Raw genomic sequence first — 22,140 nt, 5'->3', positions numbered from 1 at the left:
GTAAACTATGTCTTAAATCGTCTAATTCCTTCTGAAAATCTCTTTAACATTCTTTTTTCTACCTTTGATGTATGTTTCTGCCTTTTTTTATTCTCTATCTCTTTTTCTTTTTCCTTTAATTCTCCATTTTGCAGAACTCTTTGATATTTAATATAGCATATAGAATTTTCTCAGTCAAAATGATACAATTTCTCTTATGACAGAGATAAAAGTTGTAGCAGTTAATAAGCGCGCAAGGCACGAGTATCATGTATTGGAAACTTTTGAGGCAGGGATTGCTCTTAATGGCAGCGAAGTAAAATCAATGCGTACAGGAGGCGTAAATATAAAGGAGGCGTTTGCAAAGATTGAAAATGCAGAGGTTTTCATACACAGCATGCATATAAATCCCTATGAGCAGGCAAGCAACCTTAATCACGATCCTCTTAGAATTCGCAAGCTTTTGCTTCATAAGCAGGAGATAAAACGCCTTATTGGACAGACTTCCCAGAAGGGACTTACATTAGTGCCTCTGCAGATTTATTTTAAAGGAGGCAGGGCAAAGATAGAAATTGCTCTTGCAAAAGGCAAGAAACTGTATGATAAACGCGATGCGATAAAGAAGAAAGTTATAAGCAGGGAAACAGAAAAGGCTTTAAAACAGCATCAAAAAAGAATATAATAACAATAGATCATTGAAAAGTAGGGGGTGATACGGCTTCGACAGGAGTAGAAGGTGCGGAAGTTGCATGTCGAGGGTGCTGGGTGGCCTCGAAAAAAACCTGGCAATACAACTTAATTGCCGACGAACAGTTGGCTTTAGCTGCTTAAATAGCAGTTACGTCTATCTTGTTCTTGCCTGTAGAGTGAGAATAGGCGCCGATTAACAGGCTGGACAGATTGTTTTGTTTGAGGCGGTCTGTTGAGATTTTATCAAACTAGTTTCTGTAACATCCTGTTCGCTGGAGGTTATAAGAGACGAGAGCTAAATAGCGGAATAAACATGTAGATGCTGCTGTAACTGTACTTTTGGATGCGGGTTCGACTCCCGCCACCTCCACCAGGAAAATAATGATTAAACCATACTACGAAAAACCAAGATTTAAGCTTTATCAAGCTGATTCTCTGAAATTTTTAAAAGAAGTTCCGGAAAATCCAGTTGATATGATTTTCGCCGATCCTCCCTATTTTCTCTCCAGCGGTACTTTTACTTGCCAGAATGGCAAAATGGTTAGTGTTAAAAAGGGTGATTGGGATTTAAGCAATGGCTTGAAAAAGAACTTTGATTTTCATGTTGAATGGATAAAAGCATGTCAAAAAATTTTAAGACCAAACGGAACAATTTGGATTAGTGGAACCTATCACTCAATCTATCAATGCGGTTTCGCTTTACAAATGGCCGGTTACCATATTTTGAATGATGTTGCATGGTTTAAGCCGAACGCTTCCCCTAATTTAAGCTGCCGCTTTTTTACTGCCAGTCACGAAACTCTAATTTGGGCAAGAAAAGACAAAAAAGCAAAACACACTTTTAATTATAAGTTGATGAAAGACGGAGATTGGCCTGAAGATCAGCTAAAAAAGCCAGGATTGCAAATGAGATCAGTTTGGTCAATCAACACGCCCAAATCTATTGAAAAAAAATTCGGCAAGCATCCAACGCAGAAATCTTTCGACTTACTTAAAAGAATCGTCTTAGCAAGCACGAATAAAGGCGATACAATTCTCGATCCTTTTACAGGAAGCTCAACAACAGGATTGGCCGCTTATCTTTATGGAAGAAATTTTATTGGTATTGATACAGAAAAGAGCTATCTTGATTTATCAATTAAAAGATTTGAAGAATTAGATAAAAATTTAAAAAATAAACTTAGGGGAAAATAATTTTATGAAAAAAGGCGGAATAGGCGGAGCCAATACAAAAACAGGACTTTACTTTGAGGGTAAAGTTGATTTTCTAACTTTTATAAAAACTCAACAGAATTATAGCGTTAAAGAAAATAGAATTTTTTATAACGGAGAAGAGGTAGCTTTGGCTTTTAAAAAGCATGGATTATATAACTATTTAAAAGAAAATAAGATAGATTACAGAAAATTTATCTCTAGAAAACTTTTACCAGATGATGCAATATTTGTTATAATCAACAATACTTTCTTTATTCTTGAGATAAAGTTTCAAGAAATCGCTGGTTCTACGGATGAGAAATTGCAGACATGTGATTTTAAAATCAAACAATACAGAAAACTTTTATCGCAATTAAATGTTGAGGTGCAGTATATCTATATTTTAAATGATTGGTTTAAAAAGACTGAATATAAAGATGTTCTGGATTATATTATTTCAATAAACGGCTGTTCCTATTATTTCAACTATTTGCCGTTGCAAAAAATAGGGCTAGCTGTCCCTGAATAAAAGGCATCAAAATATGAATGCTAAAGAATTATTGAAACGAAAAGGAATTGATCCTAATAAGTTGGTTTTGCAGCTTGATAGAGAAGAAGCGTTATGCAGTATTATGGAAGCGATTGAAGAATATTGTCCCAGCGTAAAAATTGAAAAAATGCCTAAAAAAGATTTAGAGAGATTAGTTGATTCTTTGGGCGAGAGCATTGTCAATTATCATCCAGAAGATTATCATCCAGAAAGAAGCGCGCTTTTATGTTATACAGATGCTCTTAAAAAATGCGGATTAACTGACGAGGAAGAAGACGCGATTGATTTTTGTTAATTAAATTTAGTATTAAATAAAATTATATGGGGGGTAAACAATTGGAAAAATTAGAAAAAATAGAAGATGATTTGTTATATCAAGTTGATTCTGAAAAAATACCTCCGGAAGATATTTTTGCCTTTAATGAACTTCGTTCATGTGCAGATTTATATAGAATGCATAAGAGCGGAAGATTAGAGATCCAACCAGATTATCAAAGGAATATAGTTTGGACAGAATCAGATCAAACTCGTTTTATTGATTCTCTTATGAAACAATTACCAATACCGAGTATGTGTTTTAGTTTAGACAACAAAATCCAAAAATGGAAAATCATTGATGGGCTTCAGCGCATGTATACTATTATTCGTTTTCTTAGTGAAGATGAATGGATATTATCTAAAATATCGGATATAAATCAAAATATTGCCGGGAAAAAAGCTTCTGAAATTAAAACGAAGTACCCTGAATTATATAGTCTTGTAGAAAATTTTACTCTTCCAATAACTATCTTGAGATGTGATTATACTAAAAAAGATCATGAGGAATATATATTCATGATTTTCCATCGGTTGAATGCAGGAGGACTTAAGCTTAGTAACCAAGAAATAAGAAATGCAATATATAGTGGTTCGCTTAATGACTTTTTGAAAGAATGTGATAAAAACCAAAAATGGAAAGAACTTTTTGGTGCAAAAAATAATAAAAGAGATCGTTTTAAAAAAGTGGAATTAATATTAAGATTCTTTTCATTTATAGATAATCACAATAATTATAAAGGAAGACTAGCTTCTTTTTTGAATGACTATATGTTTGAAAATAGGTATTTAGCAAAACAAGAAATAGAAAAAAAGAAAGAAATTTTTGACGCTACTATAGAATTAATTTATTATAAAATTTCTAACAAAGAATCTTTCCCAAAGATTAGTAATGTAGTTATGGAAGCATTAATGTTTGGTGTTGCTAAAAATATTAAAATTTTAAAAGAGCAGAACAAAAAGACTGTTAAAGGATATTATAATAAATTAAGACAAAGCACCCCATTTTTAGAAGAAAATATTCGTGAAGGCATCTCAAGTAAAGTAAAAGTAATTGAACGATTAAATACAGCACAAAAAAAATTTTCTGGTGAAAAATAAAAATATGGTGAAAAAAACCTATATTTTAAAAGAGCTTAAAAAACTAGATAAACTTTATTGTAAGGCAATAAAAGAAGGAAACAGTGATTTGGAAAAATTCTATTCTAAATTGGCTTTAATGGAATTGTGTGGCTGGATTGAACAAAGCATGGATGATATCTTAATAAGTTTTAAAATAAAATTAAAAGAAGAAAAAAATATTGAATATCTAAACAAAAGAATAATTAAACAAAATCATGGTTTTGAATATCATAAGCATTTTAGAGAGATGCTTATAAAAGTAGATGGGATTGTTGGAGTGGAAAAAATAGAAAAAAAAGTTAATTATCGTAAAAGAGAAATTTTCGAGGGTTCTTTGGGTAATTTAAAACCAATGAGACATAATCATGCACATACTTATATTAATGGCACGACTGCTCGTATACATATACCATCAGAAAGCAAACGTTATTTCTATGAAATTTATGATGGATTGAAAGAATTTGAAAAGCAACTTAAAAAAACGAAGAAAATATAAATGTGTTAAAATATTTTGAACCAATGGACATTGTTTGTTTGACAAGACACAATCAAACATCAAACACAGGAGTTTGGCACAACAGAGCAAGGCAATTCAATTTCTATTTGAGAGGATTCAAGTATCTGTTTATAATGAGAAAACCAAGTCAATTCTAAACCCACCCATAAAGAGCGCATCATACTAAAGTTGTATGGGGTGCTTTTTTTATATATAATGGACAAATGATCAAAGCAATGTTTCGGATTTTTGTGTCCAGTGCATTAATACTGAGCGCAAGTTATAGCGCCTATTGCGCGCCTAACATACTCAAGAATGCGAGGTATCATTCTTATCCTAACAAGACGCGAATCGTTCTTGACTCAAAAAAGGCAATAACATATACAATTGAAAAAACAGGTTCAGGGGAAATTCATATCAGACTTCATAATATAACCCCTGTAAACAAGTTCAGCCAAATAAGACATTTCCTGTTTTTCCCTATATATCCGCATGTTACGATTAATGACCGCATTGTTAAGAAAGTAAAATTAAAGCCTGCTTATCATTCCATAGACGCTGTTTTCAAGCTTAATGCCAGAAATGCTTCATATAATATATTCTATCTTAAGAATCCTGACCGCCTTGTTCTTGACTTCATAAAAGTAAGCGATAAGCAAAAAATTAAGATAATTGTTATAGACCCGGGTCACGGAGGACATGACTCGGGGGCGGTTAGAAAACATAGAAGAGGGTTAATATTTGCATATAAGATCAAGGAAAAAGATATTAATCTGGATATCGCAAAACAGGTAAAAAAATATCTCAGGGGCACTGATACAAGGGTAATTTTAACCAGAGAAAGAGACAAGTTCATCTCTTTAAAGCATAGAGTAGAACTTGCCAAAAAGTACAAAGCCGATATTTTTGTGAGTATTCATGCAAACGCAGCATGGGACAAAAAAATGATGGGAATAGAAACATATTATCCCGACAAAGCGCGAAATAAGAGTGGTTCTCTTAGAAAAGAGAGCATGAAGCTTGCAGGGAGTATTCATGAGAGCCTTATCAGACACATGCGTTCCAAGGACAGGGGCGTGAAAGATACAATGTTCTATGTGCTTAGAAAAGCATACATGCCGGCTGTTCTTGTTGAAGTAGGGTTTATTTCCAATTATTATGAAGCTAAATTACTAAAAAAATCTTCATATAGGAAAAAAGTGGCACAGGTGATTGCACAGGGTATTCTGGAATACAAGAATGAGGTTGAAAAACAGAAGGGAGAGTGAAATGTATACAGTGAGAGTAACTGATTCTTTTGCCGCGGCGCATAGCCTTAAGTTTGCGCAAAGCAAATGCGAGAATCTTCATGGACATAACTGGAAAGTTGAGGTATTTGTATGTGGAAAAGGTCTTGATAAAAGCGGCATGTTGATGGATTTTGACGAGCTAAAAGCGATATTAAGAGAAATTATAAGTAGACTGGATCATAAAAACCTTGATGACTTGCAGTTTTTAAGGGGGCGTAGCCCCTCCTCAGAAGTAATTGCAGAGCATATTTTTTCAGAACTGATTCCCAATATTCCTGAGAAGCTTTTAGTAAAAGAGGTAAGGGTATGGGAAAGCACAGATAGCTGTGCAAGTTATACCAGCGATAAGTAGTAAGGATTTATGATTATGAGAATTGTTAAAATAAAAACAATAACAGACGCAGTGGCTGAGCTTTGTGTTAAGTCCAATTATGAACTCCCCAAAGATGTTACGGATAAAATAAAAAAGGCAAAGATCAGAGAGAAGTCTGAGCTTGGCAAGTATTGTTTTCTCCAGATAATGCGTAACCTGCGTATAGCTAAAATGAAGAAGGTTCCTATTTGTCAGGATACAGGCATGGTAGTTGTTTTTGTGGAAATAGGGCAGGATGTTCATATAACAGGAGGCAGGCTTACTGATGCAATAAATAAAGGGGTAAGAGTTGGGTATAAAAGAGGATATCTGCGTAGTTCTATTGTAGATGATCCAATATTTGTCCGCAAGAATACAGGAGATAATACGCCTGCTGTTATACATACAAGCATCACCTCTGGAAGCAAAATCAGGATTACTGTTGTTCCCAAGGGATTTGGAAGTGAGAATATGAGCAAACTGACTGTGCTTAAACCGACGGAAGGGGCGGAAGGAGTGAAGAAATTTGTTGTAGATACAGTAAAACAGGCAGGCGCTAACCCGTGCCCACCAAGCATAGTGGGTGTTGGTATCGGGGGAACAATTGAAAAAGCAGCAATGCTTGCTAAAGAGGCTTTAATAAGGCCTCTCAACGTACATAATCCGGATGCAAAAATAGCCAGATTAGAGAGACAAATACTTATAGAAATAAATAAGCTTGGTATTGGGCCTCAAGGCTTTGGAGGCAGCATAACTGCTTTAAGTGTAAATATAAAGACATATCCTACTCATATTGCAGGATTGCCTGTTGCAGTGAATATTGGCTGTTATGTGTCAAGACATGCAAGTGTGATGCTATGAAAAAAACACAAATAGTGAATGTCCCTTTAACGAAAGAGCTCAGGTGTGGTCTGCGAGCAGGCGATAGAGTTCTTATAAGTGGTGCTATCTATACAGCGAGGGACATGGCTCACAAAAGGTTAGTAGAGGCAATCAAGAAAGAGAGGAAATTACCCTTTGATCTGCATAATCAGATAATCTACTACACAGGGCCTACGCCTGCCAAAAAAGGGAAAATCATAGGCTCATGCGGGCCAACTACGAGTCTCAGAATGGATAAATATACTCCAATGTTACTTGGCGCTGGGCTTGGAGGAGTAATTGGTAAAGGTCAGAGATCAGCAGACGTTATAAGTGCGCTTCGCAAGTATAAGTCCGTATACTTTGCTGCAATAGGTGGTGCAGGAGCGCTTTTGTCTCAAAAGGTAAAAAGCAAGAAATTTGTAGCTTATAAAGATCTAGGATGTGAGGCGATTTATAAGCTGGAACTGAAAGAGTTTCCAGTTGTTGTGGCAGTTGATGCCTATGGCAGGAGTATTTATGGACGGAATTTTAAATATAGATAAACCAAAAGACTGGACATCGCACGATGTTGTAGCTAAGATAAGAGGCCACTTCAAAATAAAGAAGGTCGGCCACGCTGGAACTCTGGATCCTAACGCAACAGGAGTTTTACTGATTTGTCTCGGAAGAGCTACTAAAAAAGCAAGTTTTCTGACAGAACAAAAAAAAACATATGAAGGAACGCTTTTACTGGGAACTACAACCGATACTCAGGACATTAAAGGGGAAATAATAAGAAGAATTAAGGTAGAGAAGGTTGATACTGAATTATTATCCAGTATTTTAGAAGACTTAACCGGAGATATCTCTCAGATACCGCCTATGTATTCAGCTGTTCATTACAAAGGAGAGAGATTGTATAAACTGGCCAGAAAGGGGATAAAAGTAAATCCTGAACCACGCAAGGTACATATTTATAGCATAGAATTGTTAAGTATCAATATCCCTGAAATTTCCATTCGTGTTGCATGTTCTAAGGGAACATATATCCGCACTCTTGCTAATACAATTGGAGAAAAGCTTGGCTATGGAGCGTGTCTTAAGGATCTGAGAAGAATTCAGATTGGGAGTTTTCATGTTAGGGATTCTCTGACGCTGAATAACGTACTGGATACTAAAGATCTGAAAGATGTATGGATATTATAAAGAAACTTGTTCCCTTAAAAGATAGATATCCACGTGCAGTGCTGGCAATGGGTAATTTTGATGGTATGCATGTTGGTCATAAGAGGATTATTGACAGAGTAATAGAGGAAGCTAAAAAAATTAATGGGACAAGTATTATTCTGACATTTACACCGCATCCTATTAAAGTACTAAAGCCAGGAGTAATGGATTTACTGCTTACGTCTGAAGAACATAAGATAAAACTTATTGAAAAAACAGGGATAGACGTTTGTGTATCTATAGATTTTACCTCAATTGCAGGTATGGGAGCTCGGGAGTTTGTATTAGAAGTTCTATGTAATTATCTCCATGTTCAGAAAATATATGTAGGATTCAACTATAGATTCGGTGTTGGTCAACAGGGAAATGTGAAGTTACTAAAGCAAATGGGTGAGAAAAATAACTTTAGTGTTGGCATTATAAAGCCTGTGAAAATTTCAGGTGAAATTGTTAGCAGTACCAAAGTTCGGGAATGTATCAGGGAAGGAAATTTAGACAAGGCATCTAGATTGCTTGGGCGCAGATATTCGGTAATGGGAAACGTCTCCAGAGGCTGTGGAATTTCCAGGGATATAGATTTCCCTACTGCTAATATATATTGTGATAATGAAGTAACGCCGCCGGAAGGAGTGTATGCAGCATATGCCATAATACACATAAATAATAAACGTTCAGTCTATAAAGCTGTACTAGATGCAAGAAAACATAATAGCAAATTTTTTCTAGAAGTATATATATTCGGTCTTAAAGCAGACCTTTACGGAAAAACTATAGAGGTTTTTTTTATTAAAAAATTGCGGGATAGATTCAAATTTCAGTGCAGGGAGTATGCAAAAAAGCAGATAATTTGTGATGCGGCTCAAGCAAGGAAGATTTTAGAAAAATATGATTTTCAGGGTTAAGCTTTTGGTTTTTTGAGCTTTACATACGAACACTGCTATGGTACAATCTAGCGAATGAATGCAAGTCTATAGAAAGGATTGAAAGTGGCAATATCCACGGATGAGAAAAAAGAAGTCATAGTAAAGTTTATGGCACATGAAGGCGATACCGGATCTCCAGAGGTTCAGATTGCTTTGATAACAGGGAGAATTAATAATTTAACAAGGCATTTTTCGAGTTTTAAAAAAGACCATAATTCAAGGCGTGGGTTGTTGAAACTTGTAGGAAACAGGAGACGCTTGCTGGATTATCTTAAAAAGAAAGATGCCAAAAGATACTTAACAGTTATTGATAAATTGAAGCTTCGTAAATAATATAACAGAGAAAAAGGAGTTAGTAAATAAAGAAGTTTGCTGAAGTAAATCGGGGGATACGGGCAAAACAAGTAAGATTGGTTGGGTTGGATAAGGAACAGCTCGGAATTTTGGCTATTGAAGATGCCTTAAGAATTGCAGAAGAAAAAGGTCTTGACCTGGTTCAGGTTTCCTCGGAGTCTTCTCCCCCGGTTTGCCGGGTAATGGATTATGATAAGTATAGGTATGAGCAAATAAAACGGGGAAAGGAAGCCCGCAAAAAACAGAAGACCGTAGAATTAAAAGAAATTAAATTTAAACCGAATATAGAAGAAAACGATTATCAGGTAAAGTTAAGACATGTTAAGGAATTCCTTGCAGACAGGAACAAGGTTAAAATAACACTTATGTTCCGCGGCAGAGAAATGTCTCATAAAGAGATCGGCAGACGGATACTCGAAAGGCTTACCGGGGATGTGTCTGAGCAAGGAGAGATAGATCAGCCTATTTCTTCGCTTGGTAAGAGAATTATGGTTATGGTATTAAGCCCAAAAGGGAGTACAGAAAAAAAGCAGTAGGTGTGATGAGGATTATATGCCAAAGTTAAAGACACATCGTGGAGCAGCTAAGAGATTTAAGCTGACTGGAAAAGGGAAAATAAAACGAAGAAAAGCATATACCAGTCATATCTTGACCAAGAAAACCACAAAAAGAAAGAGGCATTTACGAAGTCCTGCCATTCTAGTTAAAGGGGATCACAAAAGAATAAGGAAGCTTTTAGGAGTATAGTATGAGTAGAGTAAAGGGGGCTGTTGCTTCCAAAAGAAGACACAAAAAATTTCTTAAAATGGCAAAGGGCTACTGGGGAAGACGCGGCAAGAATTACAGGACTGCGAGAGAAACTGTAGAAAGAGGGCTTGTTTATTCGTACAGGGATCGCAAAGTAAAGAAAAGAGATTTTAGAAGCTTATGGATTGTGCGAATAAACGCAGCAGTGAGGCCGTATAAATTGTCCTACAGTGCTTTCATAAATGGTCTTACAAAAGCAAAAGTAGAATTGAATAGGAAGATTCTTGCTGATTTAGCGATAACAAATCCTATAGCATTTGAGCGCCTGGTAGAAGTTTCAAAAAAGCATTTGGCAAAAAAATAACACTTTATTCTATTTTCTATTTTCATTTTTTCTATTCATCTTGTTGTGCTTTTCAGAGCTGATTATGCGAGATAGATCTTCTAGTGTTTTGTTTAGATCTTTATTTACTAGTACATAATTATAATTATTGCGCTCTTTAATTTCCTTTTTTGCAAGCATAATTCTTGCATCTATTTCTTGCTCAGAATCAGTTTTTCTCAAGTTCAATCTGTTTCTCAATGTATCAATAGAAGGTGGACTTATGAAGATGAAAACACCATTTTCATAATACAATTTTCTAAGTTGAGATGCACCTTGAACATCTATATCCAAAAGAACGTCATATCCAGAATTAATAGTATTTTCTATAAAGTTCTTTGAAGTACCGTAAAGGTTGCCTCCTACTTCAGCCCATTCTGCAAAGCACCCTTTTTCAATATCCTTCTTAAACTTTTTCATAGACACAAACACATAATCATGTCCATTGAGTTCCGATTTTCGTGGTCTTCTTGTTGTAACAGATACTGAATATTTTATTTCAGGATATTGGGTTAATAACTTTTGCCTTAAAGTGGTTTTCCCTACTCCAGAAGGGCCGGATATAACGATTAATAGACCCTTTTTAGAGGACATTTTGTATCTGCTCCTTTATTTTTTCCAGTTTGTTTTTTACTGTTATGGCCTCTCTAGCAATAATTACGTCATTCGCTTTTGAGCCTAGTGTATTTATTTCTCTGTTGAGTTCCTGAACTATAAAATCAAGATTCCTTCCAGTTATTTTAGACGAATTAACCAAACTTAAAAACTGGTGTATGTGGCTTCTTATTCTTGTAATCTCTTCGGAAATGTCCGTACAATTAGTGTATATTGGTAGTCCATGCAGAAACTTCTCTTTGTCTATTGTTCCTGAGTCACCTATATTTAACTTCTTCAATGTTTCTTTCATGCTTTTGATTAGTTTTTCTCTGGATTTTTTAAGTACAATTGGCTGTCTGTTTTCTATTTTTTTCATGCTTATTTTTATGCTATTTACATATTTTATTATGTTTTTCTGAAGTAGTGTGCCTTCTTTCATACGCATCAGATTAACGCTATTCAGAGCCTTATTAATGTCCTTTTCTAAATCAGCCCATACCTTTTCTCCTTGTATTTTTGCGTCTTCAGTATATATAACACCGTCAAAGCGCACCAGTGTTTGAATGTCTATCTCCCCTGTTAATTTAAGTTCTTTTTTCAGTAGCTTTAGCCTATCAGAGTAGATTGTCGCCAGTGTCTTATTAATGTGAGGAAGTTGGAAGTCATCAGATTTAGTCCATTTGAGAAAAAAACTAATCCTTCCGCGAGCAAGTTTTTTTTCAATTAGTTTCCTTAGTCTTATCTCAAACATTGAGAGCTCGCTGGGAAGTTTTACAACAATATCACAAAACCTGGAATTTAGACTCTGAATCTCTACTAAAAAGTATCCAAACTTAGAACACACTTCTGCGCTTCCAAATCCTGTCATGCTATGTAGCATTTCATTACCTCAGTAAAATTCTACTTTAACATATCACTAAGTATATCAAAATATCTAATATACTGAAAATTCTAGTAAATTCTTTCGCAAAAGCAAGGTTTTTTTGTTTTTATTTTATCATCAAGAAAATTATGGCAATTCAAATTTCTTTTCTCCTGCATAAGGCACGTCGAAATACTCACGAGCAAGTCTCTCAAAATCATTTACCATGTGTGGTGTGCCATCCCCATAATCGCGAAAAGGCAGCCGTGTTTCAATAACTTCGGTTAGCAGTTTAAGTTCTTCTTTGCCCATGACTTGTGTTCCTAAATAAGCAGATGGCAACGGTCTTGTTCGCACAGGTTCCCCACCGTTAATAGCCAGTTTTGACGTATTATTTCTCATTCTTTTTTTCTTTTTTATAGCTTCAGAATTCTTTTGGTATTACCCTCAGCTATTTTTTTGTATGCCAGCTTAGATATTTTCCCTTCTTTTAAAGCATTGTTTAAATAAAAACTGTTCTCATTAACTTTATCGATCTGGTTAATATTACAGATATCCGACCCAAAAAATAGTTTATCCTGAAATTCTTCAAGAAACCTATAGCCAAATTCAGGGTCTCTCGTTAAAGCATTAAATCCACTGCCAGCGGATATATCAGCATAGGCATTGGGATATTTTGAAAGAATTCTTTCAACTGCTCCAGGACTTTTTACTTTTCCCTTTGGATAACTTATTTTTATCAAGTCAAAGTCTGAAGAAATCTCCGCCCAGAAATGCGGACCATGACCAATAAATATAGTTTTAGGGAACCTTTTTATCATATTCTCATATCTGGGAAGCCCAATATCATCAAGACAAGTTATGCTGTAAAGATCAAAAATAATCGGTAATCCTAACTCTCCGCATGTCTTATATATCTTCTGCATCCGCAAGTCATCCACATAGAGCCCTGCCAGAAGTTCTCCAAATCCTTTGCAGCCTCTTTCTTTATACTCTTTTATTATTCTGTCAACTTGAACTCTTCGTGGGTCTACATTACAGAAAGGAATAAATTTATCAGGGTATTTCTCGCAAATATCAAGAACATATTCAGTCGTTACATAGTAAACTGTGGCTTCCGGATTTTCAATGGGTAGAAGCACCGCCTTCTCAATACCATTTTTATCCATAAAATCTAATAATTGTGCTGGCTCCAGCGGTTTATCAAAATACAATTTTCCAATATGCATATGAATGTCTATCATAATACTTTTCTCCTTATGAAGCTTCCTGTTCGTAGCGTTTCATTGTTGATAGTTCACGAGGCAGATGTGTTTCGTAAGGCTCCCAATTAATCCATTCACCACTCAGGAAATCGTCATAACCATACCTTTTTGCAACTGCCATCATTTCATCCAGATCAAGTTCAGGACATGAAAAACTCATAAAAGAAAATTTTATCATTTTTTCCCCTTTTTTTATAATAATTTCTGCTTTACGCATGGATATTATAGAGTGCAATTATCCTAAACTGTTTTTGAGTTTGTTTAGAGTTTCCCATATTCAATAGCTGTCTTGACCATTTCCTCAATATTATCGATATTCGCTTTGGGTCCAATGCTATCGCCAACACCAAGCATAAAGCCTCCTCCACAGGCGGCGGAATCTATACATCGCTTGACCTCATCGCGAACCTGCTGTCTGGTGCCAAAGACCATTATCATTGCCGAAACATTTCCCTTTAGGCAAAGCCGCCCACCATAAAGTCTTTTTACCTCTGCTAAATCAACATTGCCTGCAGGAGGAACCTCCAGGGCATCGATCACGTTTAAATCGGTATCAGCCACAAGGTCAAGCCATTCTCTGGACTTGCCGCATACATGGAATAGACTCAATATCCCGACATTTTTGAGTAGAGTTGCAGCTTCCTTAATATATGGAAGCGCGTATTTTTTAAAGATATCCGGTGATATCACGCTCGCAGAACAATTCGAGCCGTGAATCATCACAAAATCAGGCTTAGGATTCAGCTTCGCTAACTCCTGAAGGTATCCGCAGCTCTGGTGTTGGTAATACTCAATAATTTCTTCCATCTCTCTTGGTGTATCGTAAAAATCATAAATTACCTGTTCAATTCCGCCATTACGATATTCCTGCCACCAGTCAATTGGACTGTGAACGACAGCTCCGACAACCCCGCGATCTCCAACACTCGCATATTCTTCAAAATATCTAGGATGAACTCGCCAGCCAGTGCCAAAATACTCACGAAAAACAGGCCAATCAGCATGTATATTCTTGATAAATTTTTTGTTGGAGTATTCGGGATTGTTCCGGGGATAGCGACGACATTCGTATATTTGTCCAAGAGAAGTTACAACGCTTGTCTCGGCAATGCGAATATCTTTCTCTTCCCAACTTTTTGTAGACACTTTAACATTCTCAGGAGGGTTCGGTTCGGGAATCTCAGCTGCATAGTGGTAGAGATCAAAACCTAATCGGTCGCACCATGATATCAAACTGCTGAACTCGTTGTGACCCTGTTCTTTGTATTCCCAGTAATCGAGCCCGGAGAGGTCAGTCAAGGTATCAAAATCAAGACCCGGTTCTACCGGCACACGGTCTGGTTCGCCATTATTTGCAAATGCCTTCTTAATACGCTCTTTTGCTGTCATTTTTGCTCCTCAATGACTGGATTCTTCCAGCGCCAATTTAAAAAGTTTCTGTTTAACATCCTGCGGAATAAATTCCTGTCTTTCGGCAAGAAGTTTTCCCACCTTCTTTTCTGCCTTTTCATAGAGAGATTGCCTTTCTCCGGCCATCCATCTGGATAGCATACCTATAGAAAAGAGTTTTGGTTTGTAGGTCTGTTTGCGGCAGTACTTTACTGTATGTGGATGTCCAAGAAAGGAAAGAGCAGAGTATTGTGGATCTTCTATAACGTCCTTTATAACCCGAACTGCCTCATCAAGAGTATCCATGCTTATTCCTTTCGCAAAATCAAGAACATATCCAGCTATCTCATTGTCAATGACACATTGAGCAAAATCAGCCAGTTCCATACCTGCCATACACGAGGTTGTATGATGAATAACAGAAGCTCCTGCCATTACTGATATAATTAGAGAGAAAAAACGTTCTCCTGAAGCCTGAGCATCAGGGGCATTAGCCTCAGTAGCTGCCAAAGAATGAGTTATCAGGCCGTAATACCTCCCTATCTGAATGGATCCTGCAACAATCTGCATGACTTGTGGAGACATAGTAATCACATCCCCTGTTTTAAGATCACAAGACCCGCTGTGGCAGGTAAAATCGTAGATGCTTCCCGGCTGAGCAGCCTGGGTTAATACAAGCCCGGTCAATACAGTCGCTGTTCTTTGAATAATGCTCGCAACCACGTCAAGCGGTCCAGTAGCGCCTGCCATAAGATACGCGCCCAATGAGACAGGAATACTTGCCTTAGCAGCACATATTAATACTTCTGCCCCTTCTTTAGTTATCTTTAATGGCGGCTCAGAATTGATGCCTGTCATAAAAATTGGTCGTTTTTTCAATTTATCTTCTCCGTCAACAAGCAAGGAAGCCATGCGAATGATTTTTTTAAGGTCTATTCCACCACTTACCTGAAGAAGTAATGGTTTTGAAGAATAACAGAATAATTCTGCTGCAATCTTTGGATAAATATTTTCATCCTTCATATCTGTTGGTTCTACCACATTAATCAGCATATTAATATTATCCAGTTTTTCATGAAGAACAATCATGTCTACCAGGTCATTTTTGGTTGCATCTGTATACTTTCCTCTAGAGTAAAGTTTTAATGCTGCTCCACCGCTGATGGTATGAGTTGTAGTTAAGTCTATATTTAACATCTGTTGTTCATTAAATTTTCGACTATATAATTTATAACCTTTTTGCACAGTTTTAAGCGCTCGTTGGATACTCTTTTCATCTGGATATGCCCGCATCTTCTTTAAATCACAGCGGATCCCGTATTCCCTAAGTAGTATCAGCGCTTCTTCGGAATCAATGCAGACTCCAACTTTCTCAAGCAAACATATAACGCTGGTATGAATCTTTTGTACTGATTCGTCTGAAAATACCTTTAATGGATTTTGTGTAAACCAATTATATGCCATTTTGCTACTCTTTCAAAAATTCGATTTGATTCCCTGTATCTCTTGTTTATATTCTTTTCTCCTCGTTGATTTTTTTATCTTTTACGATATATTGGGAATTCCCAGTCTAATTCCTCCCATGTAATAGGAATAATAGTAAATTCAGCTTTGCGATCATTGTTGACTGCTATTTTTCCAATTCTATATAACAGATCTCCCATTCTTTTGAGATTATAATTCGGATCGATATCCCATATTGCCAGATCGTCTGCCCCTGCTGCAAGACAACGATTCAGCTCAGTCTCTATCTGTCCAGTTGGTTTAGACAATAAATCCTGCGGATTGAGCATAGCAGAGAAAGAAACACCAGGTATCATCTGCTGAATCTTATTAATATCAGACAGATGGGAACCTTGGAGACAGTGTAATCCTGGAATCCTACTATAAGCTTCTGCAAAAGGTTCTGCCTTAACATTACAATGGTGGAGATTACATGACGGCTCTTTTTTTGTTAATTGACTTGCATATTCAACGCACCGTATGTCATACGGTCGGATCATCTCTATGTAAAGCTCTGGTGACATCATAGTGACATTACAATTGCCTAGCGGAAACCCTTCTATAGGACCAAAAATATCTGTGATGAACTTATATGCCATACACATAGTTTCTGTTATCACCTCAAGATAATGATGAGCAAAAGCCTTATTGATCATAAGGTCAGAATAAAACTCCTGCCCACGAAGCATAAAAGCGTTATTGCTTACACTTGCCAAATCTACCATCTGGGTTGCTACACCATAACGGACCACTCGCTCCTGTCGTTGTCTTAGAATCAATTCGCCAGCAATTGTATCGGCGATGTTCACAGGTTTAAGCTTTTTTAATTGTTTTTTTGACATGCTCTTCCAAGTATACCCTCCGACATTCTGAAGCTCTACCTTCATTCCCAACGCAACCGCTATAATCATTGTATGAAATGGCATAACTTTCGAGACAAAATTACCATCTAAAACAGGGTTTTCCTGGCCAATGCCAAATTGGCCGAATTCATCATATAAGAAACGCTGACGGCCTTTATATGTTTCATCTAACCAATTCATGTTAATAGCACTAGGTCGTTCATGGAATCTTTGATAATACTTTTCCCACCACTGCCAGACAAAATAAATATTTACAGGTAATGGCTTAGTAATACTCATAACTCATTCTCTCTATTATTAAAGGACATCAATAACGTCCATACTTGTTAGCGATTTCTACCATAGCTTTAAGATTATCAATTTTGGCTGTAGGTGGAACTTCATCACCAGAACATAGCCACCACCTTCCATTCCTTCATCAAGACAACGTTTTGCTTCCTTTCGCGCATCTTCCAGGCTACCTTCTTGAAGAATAAGAGGATCAAAGTTACCAATAAGACAGATCTTATTGCCTGCTTTCTTTTTTGCCTCTCCAAGGGTAATATCGCCTTCATTTTGCTCAAAGGTTGCGATAAAACCAGCTAATAGGCAATACCGTTAGTTTTAACCCGTGTGTACTCGCATCTAATTCAAATTTTTCCAGAGATGGGAGAAGAGGAATAATAAAATACGTTAAATAGGCTTTATCATCAACAAAGGTTATCGTTGGATAATCATGGCTATAATACTTGCTCTTCTCGACTAATTTCAGATGCTTCCAGGTTTTCCCGCCATCGCTGGAAATAGCCGAAGTCAAAGGCGTTCTATCTCCTGTACCATAGTTCCAAACCGCCAGGATGTCCTTCGTTCCTGGTATCCTTCGAATTTGCGCTGGTCCACAGCATCCTTTCAAAGGAGATAAATACGGTTTTGTCCAGGACTCTCCACCATCACTTGAGTAGGAAAAGAATTGTCCTCCTGCTATAGAACGCATAGTCATAAGTAAACGCCCATCTGCAAGTTCAGCAATGCTTGGTTCATTTAGATTCTGTAAGGCCTTAAGTCTTGGGGATAAGCCTGGATCAGGTACATGAGTACCTACTTTCCAGGTAAATCCATCATCATCTGAGTAAATCGCACAAGGCCAGCGCACTTTATTCTCACTATACTTGCCAGAGAGTATAATTCGACCCGAACGCAATATGCGAAAACGTGCATTTTGAGCACCAAAAAGTATTTTAGTCTCTTTCGTCATTGGAACAGATTCTTCCCATGTCCTTCCATTATCCTTCGAACGTCGCAGAACCGAACCAGAAGTAGTATCCCCGTCTCCTATTTTATCGTTATATGCCATCAGCAAATCGCCATTTCTGGCATAAATAAGTTTTACGCTGGGTGTGGGAAGAGGGACCTTCTCATCTCGGTGTACAGCTACCCATGGTTTCCCCCATGTTCTTCCCCCATCCTTTGAGATTTTTGCGCTAACTCTTGCAGGTGACCAGTCTCTTGCTCTGCCCATGTAAAAGTCGGACCAGACAAGTAACAAATTGCCATCTTTGAGCTGGATTAAATCCCCTTCTCCTTGACGTGGATTTTGAAGCGTTGCGGGACACACCTCATAGTTTAACACATCGTCTTCCTGCCGTATATCTTCTGGCCCATCCTCTACGCCTTCAGGACTGTAAAGATATGGAACATCATCTACATATATATATCTGTATTCCGATGCTACTTCTTCTCCTCCTGGATTTTCCTGCACACTCCCAAATTGTATATAAAATTTTTTTGGATAGGGATCATGTTCAAAGCAGGCTTCTGTTTTATGGTTTATTTTTATAGTTAATTTTCGGTGTTCTAGCATTAGTTGGATGTCAATCCAATTCTCGAGAATCTTGGTATCGACTTGTACACGTGGATCGAACGACGGCTCTTTTTTTTCTTTCAAGACTCCTGATTTTAGTTGGTGGTTTTGCCAATTTCCTTCCTTCAATATACGAATAGTCCAGATTACCCCTCCATCTTCATCAATATTACACCAGACCTGCCAGGAACCCTCGTGGGGATGGACGAAGGAGAACTTTCCTCCTTCAACTTTTTCCTCGGGACTCCGAACTCGCCATGCTACAAACAAATTTCCATCTTTAATGTTATATAGATTTTTGTTTCCCATATCTGGGAAACAAGCTGTTAGAAAAACATCTCTACGGCCTTCTTTACCTGATGCCCTGGCAACAAATAGTTTTCCTGGTAACTCACAGCATTCTTGCGGATAAAAATTCCCATATGGCCAGTAATTTTTAATCGTAAAAAGGCATTTGTATGCAGGAACCAACCCTTTCCCTGCTGTTTCATCATTTAAAACCTCTACTCGCCATGCTTCACTACGTTTTTGGGAAGCTTCAAGTTTCTCTTTTATCATGTTTTGTCTTCTCCTTTTATCTTTCAAAATTAGTCTTTTCCAATTGTTCTAACACAAGACCCTACTGAAAAGTGAGAACTCTTTCTTTTTGGATTTGAGATTATTTTAAACAATTCCCCAATAGTTTTTTCCCCTAACTCGCTCCTGTTATAACTAATATAGGGAATTCCTGTGAGATAAGCAGGATGGGTCTCAAAAATCATATCGCTATCACCTGTAACTTTAAGATGATTTTGTACTGCAAAGAGAGTGAATTCATGGTTGAAGGAAAGAATAATATCCGGGCTGAGTTGTTTGCACTTCAAAGCTACTGATTTTATATTAGTACCTGTTCTTAAAATATCAAAGGAAGCAAGAACCTTAACTCGCGATTTTTTTGCAGTTACTTTTACCTCTCTTTTAATAAGTTTTTCAGGTAGATGATGAGGCAAATCATTAGCTACAGCACAAATTCTTGAAATTCCTATGTGTTGAAATCTTTTAAAAAGTTTACTTAGACAGGCAGAAATATCAAAATCAATAGTATTCAACCCGGATATAGGAGAGGAGAAATATATACATTTAAAGCCTTCCTTTTTATTGGTTTCTACTATCTTTTTATTATAATCCGGATATATTTTTGAAGGCAGGTGAAAAATGGCAGCAATGTTTTCAGAACGGCACCTATATGCTGCTTCCAGGCTCGAGGCCGCATCTCTCCAGTCAAAGGGATAAGTCTGGAAAGAGCATCCTTTCTCTTTCAATCCAGATGATAAGGAATCGATATACTCCTCCCAAACCCTCATTCCCTCAGTAGGCATAGTCATTCCCACTGAAGAAAGACAAGCTAAATTGGACCTTATAATATTCCCTTTTCCTTGAATGCTAATTAAAGAACCATCTCTTACGAGTGTCTGAATCGCGCTTCTCAACGCCGGACGACCCACAGCTAACTCTACGGCAAGTTTCCTTTCCGGAGGTAATTTATCCATGAATTTACCACAAGAAATTTGTTTTTTAAGATATAGATAAATCTGTTCTTTCAGAGGAATAAAATTTGGTTTCATAGCTTCTCTTACAATATAATTTATAGTTTAGCTATCAAATATGCCCTTGTACCAGCCTGCCCAAAATAGACCAATACGAACGGAATGACCGGCACTTACCCATACCATAAGTCCAATCAAACCTCTTTTTTTCGATGCCATCGCGATAACCAATAACTTCACTTCCAGTATCCTACTAATCCTTCCTCTGTTTGGGCTGAAGAACTAAACGTAATAGCTGATAAAAGGCATAGTACTGAAAACCCAATAATGACTAAGCTTACCATAAATGATCTCCGATTCTCATTTCCGCTTCCGACAATGCTTTGGCGAACCGCTCCGAATCCTGCTTCATGCAGATTTCCGCGGCATAGGCAAACGAGAGGTGCGCGTTCGCAGTGGCAAACGGCCGGCAGAACAGTCCGAAGAAGCTTTTTGCCTCCTGGGTAAGAAGGTACGCCAATTGTCGTTCCGCGCATCGTTCCAGCCGGGGATTTGTGCCCAGTCCACTGCTGGCTCTCAGTATTGTCCACGAGAGAGCAAGTTGGTAAGCCCGATAGTCCTTCGGGTCCTGCCACACTCCGTTCACGTCCTGGTTTTGATACAGCCATTCGGCAAACTCGTTCCAGCGGCTTTTCAACAAGGCTCTCAAGGTTCGCGGCTGCTTCTCGGTCGGTATTGCAGTGTGCGCAGTATCTCTTACTCGATTGGGCGCGTCAATCGGCGCTGATTTCTTCTTTGCACCGTCCGGTGAAGCTGTAGTCAGCCCTTTCGGAGGCTGGTCGAGCCGGCTTTGCATCTTGTCCGAAAGCAATCCGGCCAACAATCCTTCGCTCGCGTAGGCAATTAACTCAGTGGGAGATGTTTTCCACGTTGAATTGTCATTCGCATAGTTGAAGCGGGAAAGATACTCCAATGGAGCAACTGCAGCGTCAAGATACTTTCCCTCGCCGGTGATTTCGCCGAATCCGATAAGGATGGGCGCAAACAACGCATTCGCACACCAGTATTCAGGCCAAGGATTAATCTTGTGCGAAAGAATCCCGACGCCAATTACACCGTTCTTTGTCGTATACCGGTCAAGAACATAATCAACAAAAGAACGGAGACTTTTAATATAGACCCCGTTCCCGGGCGATTCCGGGTGCGCCTGAATCGTATCAACAATAGCCTGGGCGGTGGAACTGGCGTCGGCTACGCAGGAGCAGGCGGGAATACCTTCCTCATTCCGCTGATTCGCATAGCCCATGTAGTACATATTCTCTTCAACAACGCCCTGCGTCTTCATTGCGCGCTTGCAAAAGGCATGAGCGACCTTGCGCGCCTGGCCGATGCTCAACACGCGTTCCGCAATGAGCGCAGATCGGATCGCGTAGGACTCCTCAAAGATGGGGCCAACGATGAACGCCATGCAGCAGTCCCAGATTTCATGGCAACCGAACCAATTCGTCAGTCGAATCAGTCCCTCTGCGACCATGTCGTGATTCAGCAATCTTTTGTTTACATGATGCATGTCTATCCCTCCCTCTTTCGTTATAGTTTAGTATTATCATCTATAGGTAATATCGATTTTTATTAAAACCAATATTACCTATAAAGAAATATATCAGTAAACTTTAGGTTTGTCAAGTCATTGTGTCAACCACATTTAGAAATGTCCGCTTTTAAAACATTTAGAAATGTCCTATTTTGTTAAGATTAGTAGTAGTAAATTTTTCTTTTTGATCAAACTTTTTCTTTTTGTTAATTATGTGCATATTGTGGATAACTCCTTG

General features: G+C 37.7%; 27 protein-coding genes and 1 other RNA gene. 17 read left to right on the top strand and 11 right to left on the bottom strand.

The genetic code is table 11. From position 1 onward, the window contains the following. Positions 1–196: 196 nt before the first annotated feature. The 17 genes from smpB to rplT all read left to right on the top strand — a co-directional run bounded on the left by smpB (position 197) and on the right by rplT (position 10,445). Positions 197–661: an SsrA-binding protein SmpB gene (gene smpB, locus Q7J67_08585; GenBank protein MDO9465337.1), complete on the top strand. Its 465-nt coding sequence runs from the start codon at positions 197–199 to the stop codon at positions 659–661. A gap of 23 nt (positions 662–684) precedes the next feature. After that, positions 685–1,042: a transfer-messenger RNA gene (ssrA, locus tag Q7J67_08580) on the top strand. Between the two features lie 8 nt (positions 1,043–1,050). Then, a complete protein-coding gene (locus Q7J67_08575) occupies positions 1,051–1,863 on the top strand; it encodes a DNA methyltransferase (GenBank protein ID MDO9465336.1) in 813 nt (270 codons plus the stop codon). Between the two features lie 4 nt (positions 1,864–1,867). Beyond that, entirely contained in the window at positions 1,868–2,392 is a 525-nt protein-coding gene (locus Q7J67_08570) for a hypothetical protein (protein MDO9465335.1), read from the top strand. Positions 2,393–2,405: 13 nt separating this feature from the next. Continuing rightward, the gene (locus Q7J67_08565) at positions 2,406–2,708 is read left to right on the top strand and encodes a hypothetical protein (protein ID MDO9465334.1); all 303 of its coding nucleotides are present in this window, start codon (positions 2,406–2,408) and stop codon (positions 2,706–2,708) included. A 41-nt stretch (positions 2,709–2,749) separates the two neighbouring features. Further along, on the top strand, positions 2,750–3,829 hold the full coding sequence (locus Q7J67_08560; GenBank protein ID MDO9465333.1) for a DUF262 domain-containing protein: 1,080 nt from the start codon (positions 2,750–2,752) through the stop codon (positions 3,827–3,829). Continuing rightward, positions 3,819–4,346, top strand: coding sequence for a hypothetical protein (locus Q7J67_08555; protein ID MDO9465332.1), 528 nt, complete (start codon positions 3,819–3,821; stop codon positions 4,344–4,346). Before Q7J67_08560 ends, Q7J67_08555 begins: the two co-directional genes overlap by 11 nt. Positions 4,347–4,570: 224 nt before the next feature. After that, positions 4,571–5,614, top strand: coding sequence for an N-acetylmuramoyl-L-alanine amidase (locus tag Q7J67_08550; protein ID MDO9465331.1), 1,044 nt, complete (start codon positions 4,571–4,573; stop codon positions 5,612–5,614). Between the two features lies 1 nt (position 5,615). Then, positions 5,616–5,987, top strand: a complete 372-nt coding sequence (gene queD / locus Q7J67_08545; GenBank protein ID MDO9465330.1) for a 6-carboxytetrahydropterin synthase QueD — start codon at positions 5,616–5,618, stop codon at positions 5,985–5,987. Between the two features lie 15 nt (positions 5,988–6,002). Then, positions 6,003–6,848: a fumarate hydratase gene (locus Q7J67_08540; protein ID MDO9465329.1), complete on the top strand. Its 846-nt coding sequence runs from the start codon at positions 6,003–6,005 to the stop codon at positions 6,846–6,848. Beyond that, on the top strand, positions 6,845–7,393 hold the full coding sequence (locus tag Q7J67_08535; protein MDO9465328.1) for a Fe-S-containing hydro-lyase: 549 nt from the start codon (positions 6,845–6,847) through the stop codon (positions 7,391–7,393). Before Q7J67_08540 ends, Q7J67_08535 begins: the two co-directional genes overlap by 4 nt. Next, positions 7,368–8,036, top strand: coding sequence for a tRNA pseudouridine(55) synthase TruB (gene truB, locus Q7J67_08530; protein MDO9465327.1), 669 nt, complete (start codon positions 7,368–7,370; stop codon positions 8,034–8,036). Before Q7J67_08535 ends, truB begins: the two co-directional genes overlap by 26 nt. Next, positions 8,024–8,959, top strand: coding sequence for a bifunctional riboflavin kinase/FAD synthetase (locus Q7J67_08525; GenBank protein MDO9465326.1), 936 nt, complete (start codon positions 8,024–8,026; stop codon positions 8,957–8,959). The genes truB and Q7J67_08525 overlap by 13 nt, the downstream gene beginning before the upstream one ends. A gap of 84 nt (positions 8,960–9,043) precedes the next feature. After that, on the top strand, positions 9,044–9,313 hold the full coding sequence (rpsO, locus tag Q7J67_08520) for a 30S ribosomal protein S15 (GenBank protein ID MDO9465325.1): 270 nt from the start codon (positions 9,044–9,046) through the stop codon (positions 9,311–9,313). 77 nt (positions 9,314–9,390) lie between these two features. Further along, positions 9,391–9,870 (top strand): translation initiation factor IF-3, encoded by a 480-nt coding sequence (gene infC, locus Q7J67_08515; protein MDO9465324.1) that lies wholly within the window; start codon positions 9,391–9,393, stop codon positions 9,868–9,870. Between the two features lie 16 nt (positions 9,871–9,886). Continuing rightward, positions 9,887–10,081, top strand: a complete 195-nt coding sequence (gene rpmI / locus Q7J67_08510; GenBank protein MDO9465323.1) for a 50S ribosomal protein L35 — start codon at positions 9,887–9,889, stop codon at positions 10,079–10,081. 1 nt (position 10,082) lies between these two features. Then, entirely contained in the window at positions 10,083–10,445 is a 363-nt protein-coding gene (gene rplT / locus Q7J67_08505) for a 50S ribosomal protein L20 (protein MDO9465322.1), read from the top strand. 9 nt (positions 10,446–10,454) lie between these two features. Here rplT and gmk read toward each other — a convergent pair whose 3' ends face one another. From gmk to Q7J67_08450, 11 genes are all read right to left on the bottom strand, one after another. Continuing rightward, a complete protein-coding gene (gene gmk, locus Q7J67_08500) occupies positions 10,455–11,057 on the bottom strand; it encodes a guanylate kinase (GenBank protein ID MDO9465321.1) in 603 nt (200 codons plus the stop codon). Beyond that, positions 11,047–11,940, bottom strand: coding sequence for a YicC/YloC family endoribonuclease (locus Q7J67_08495; GenBank protein ID MDO9465320.1), 894 nt, complete (start codon positions 11,938–11,940; stop codon positions 11,047–11,049). Before Q7J67_08495 ends, gmk begins: the two co-directional genes overlap by 11 nt. 129 nt (positions 11,941–12,069) lie before the next feature. Next, positions 12,070–12,324 (bottom strand): hypothetical protein, encoded by a 255-nt coding sequence (locus tag Q7J67_08490; protein ID MDO9465319.1) that lies wholly within the window; start codon positions 12,322–12,324, stop codon positions 12,070–12,072. A gap of 14 nt (positions 12,325–12,338) precedes the next feature. Beyond that, positions 12,339–13,166, bottom strand: coding sequence for an amidohydrolase family protein (locus tag Q7J67_08485; protein ID MDO9465318.1), 828 nt, complete (start codon positions 13,164–13,166; stop codon positions 12,339–12,341). 13 nt (positions 13,167–13,179) lie between these two features. Then, complete coding sequence (locus Q7J67_08480) at positions 13,180–13,365, bottom strand: hypothetical protein (GenBank protein MDO9465317.1); 186 nt, start codon at positions 13,363–13,365, stop codon at positions 13,180–13,182. Positions 13,366–13,448: 83 nt separating this feature from the next. Continuing rightward, complete coding sequence (locus Q7J67_08475; GenBank protein ID MDO9465316.1) at positions 13,449–14,576, bottom strand: uroporphyrinogen decarboxylase family protein; 1,128 nt, start codon at positions 14,574–14,576, stop codon at positions 13,449–13,451. A gap of 9 nt (positions 14,577–14,585) precedes the next feature. After that, on the bottom strand, positions 14,586–16,040 hold the full coding sequence (locus tag Q7J67_08470; GenBank protein ID MDO9465315.1) for a trimethylamine methyltransferase family protein: 1,455 nt from the start codon (positions 16,038–16,040) through the stop codon (positions 14,586–14,588). A gap of 74 nt (positions 16,041–16,114) precedes the next feature. Beyond that, positions 16,115–17,221, bottom strand: coding sequence for a uroporphyrinogen decarboxylase family protein (locus Q7J67_08465; GenBank protein MDO9465314.1), 1,107 nt, complete (start codon positions 17,219–17,221; stop codon positions 16,115–16,117). A gap of 280 nt (positions 17,222–17,501) precedes the next feature. Then, the gene (locus Q7J67_08460) at positions 17,502–19,340 is read right to left on the bottom strand and encodes a sialidase family protein (protein ID MDO9465313.1); all 1,839 of its coding nucleotides are present in this window, start codon (positions 19,338–19,340) and stop codon (positions 17,502–17,504) included. A gap of 29 nt (positions 19,341–19,369) precedes the next feature. Beyond that, positions 19,370–20,386: a GntR family transcriptional regulator gene (locus tag Q7J67_08455; GenBank protein MDO9465312.1), complete on the bottom strand. Its 1,017-nt coding sequence runs from the start codon at positions 20,384–20,386 to the stop codon at positions 19,370–19,372. Between the two features lie 259 nt (positions 20,387–20,645). Further along, the gene (locus tag Q7J67_08450; GenBank protein MDO9465311.1) at positions 20,646–21,878 is read right to left on the bottom strand and encodes a hypothetical protein; all 1,233 of its coding nucleotides are present in this window, start codon (positions 21,876–21,878) and stop codon (positions 20,646–20,648) included. Between the last annotated feature and the right edge of the window lie 262 nt (positions 21,879–22,140).

This window comes from bacterium, assembly GCA_030652805.1.
Classification (GTDB): Bacteria; JAHJDO01; JAHJDO01; order JAHJDO01; family JAHJDO01; genus JAHJDO01.
This window is presented reverse-complemented; position numbering and strand designations above follow the sequence as displayed.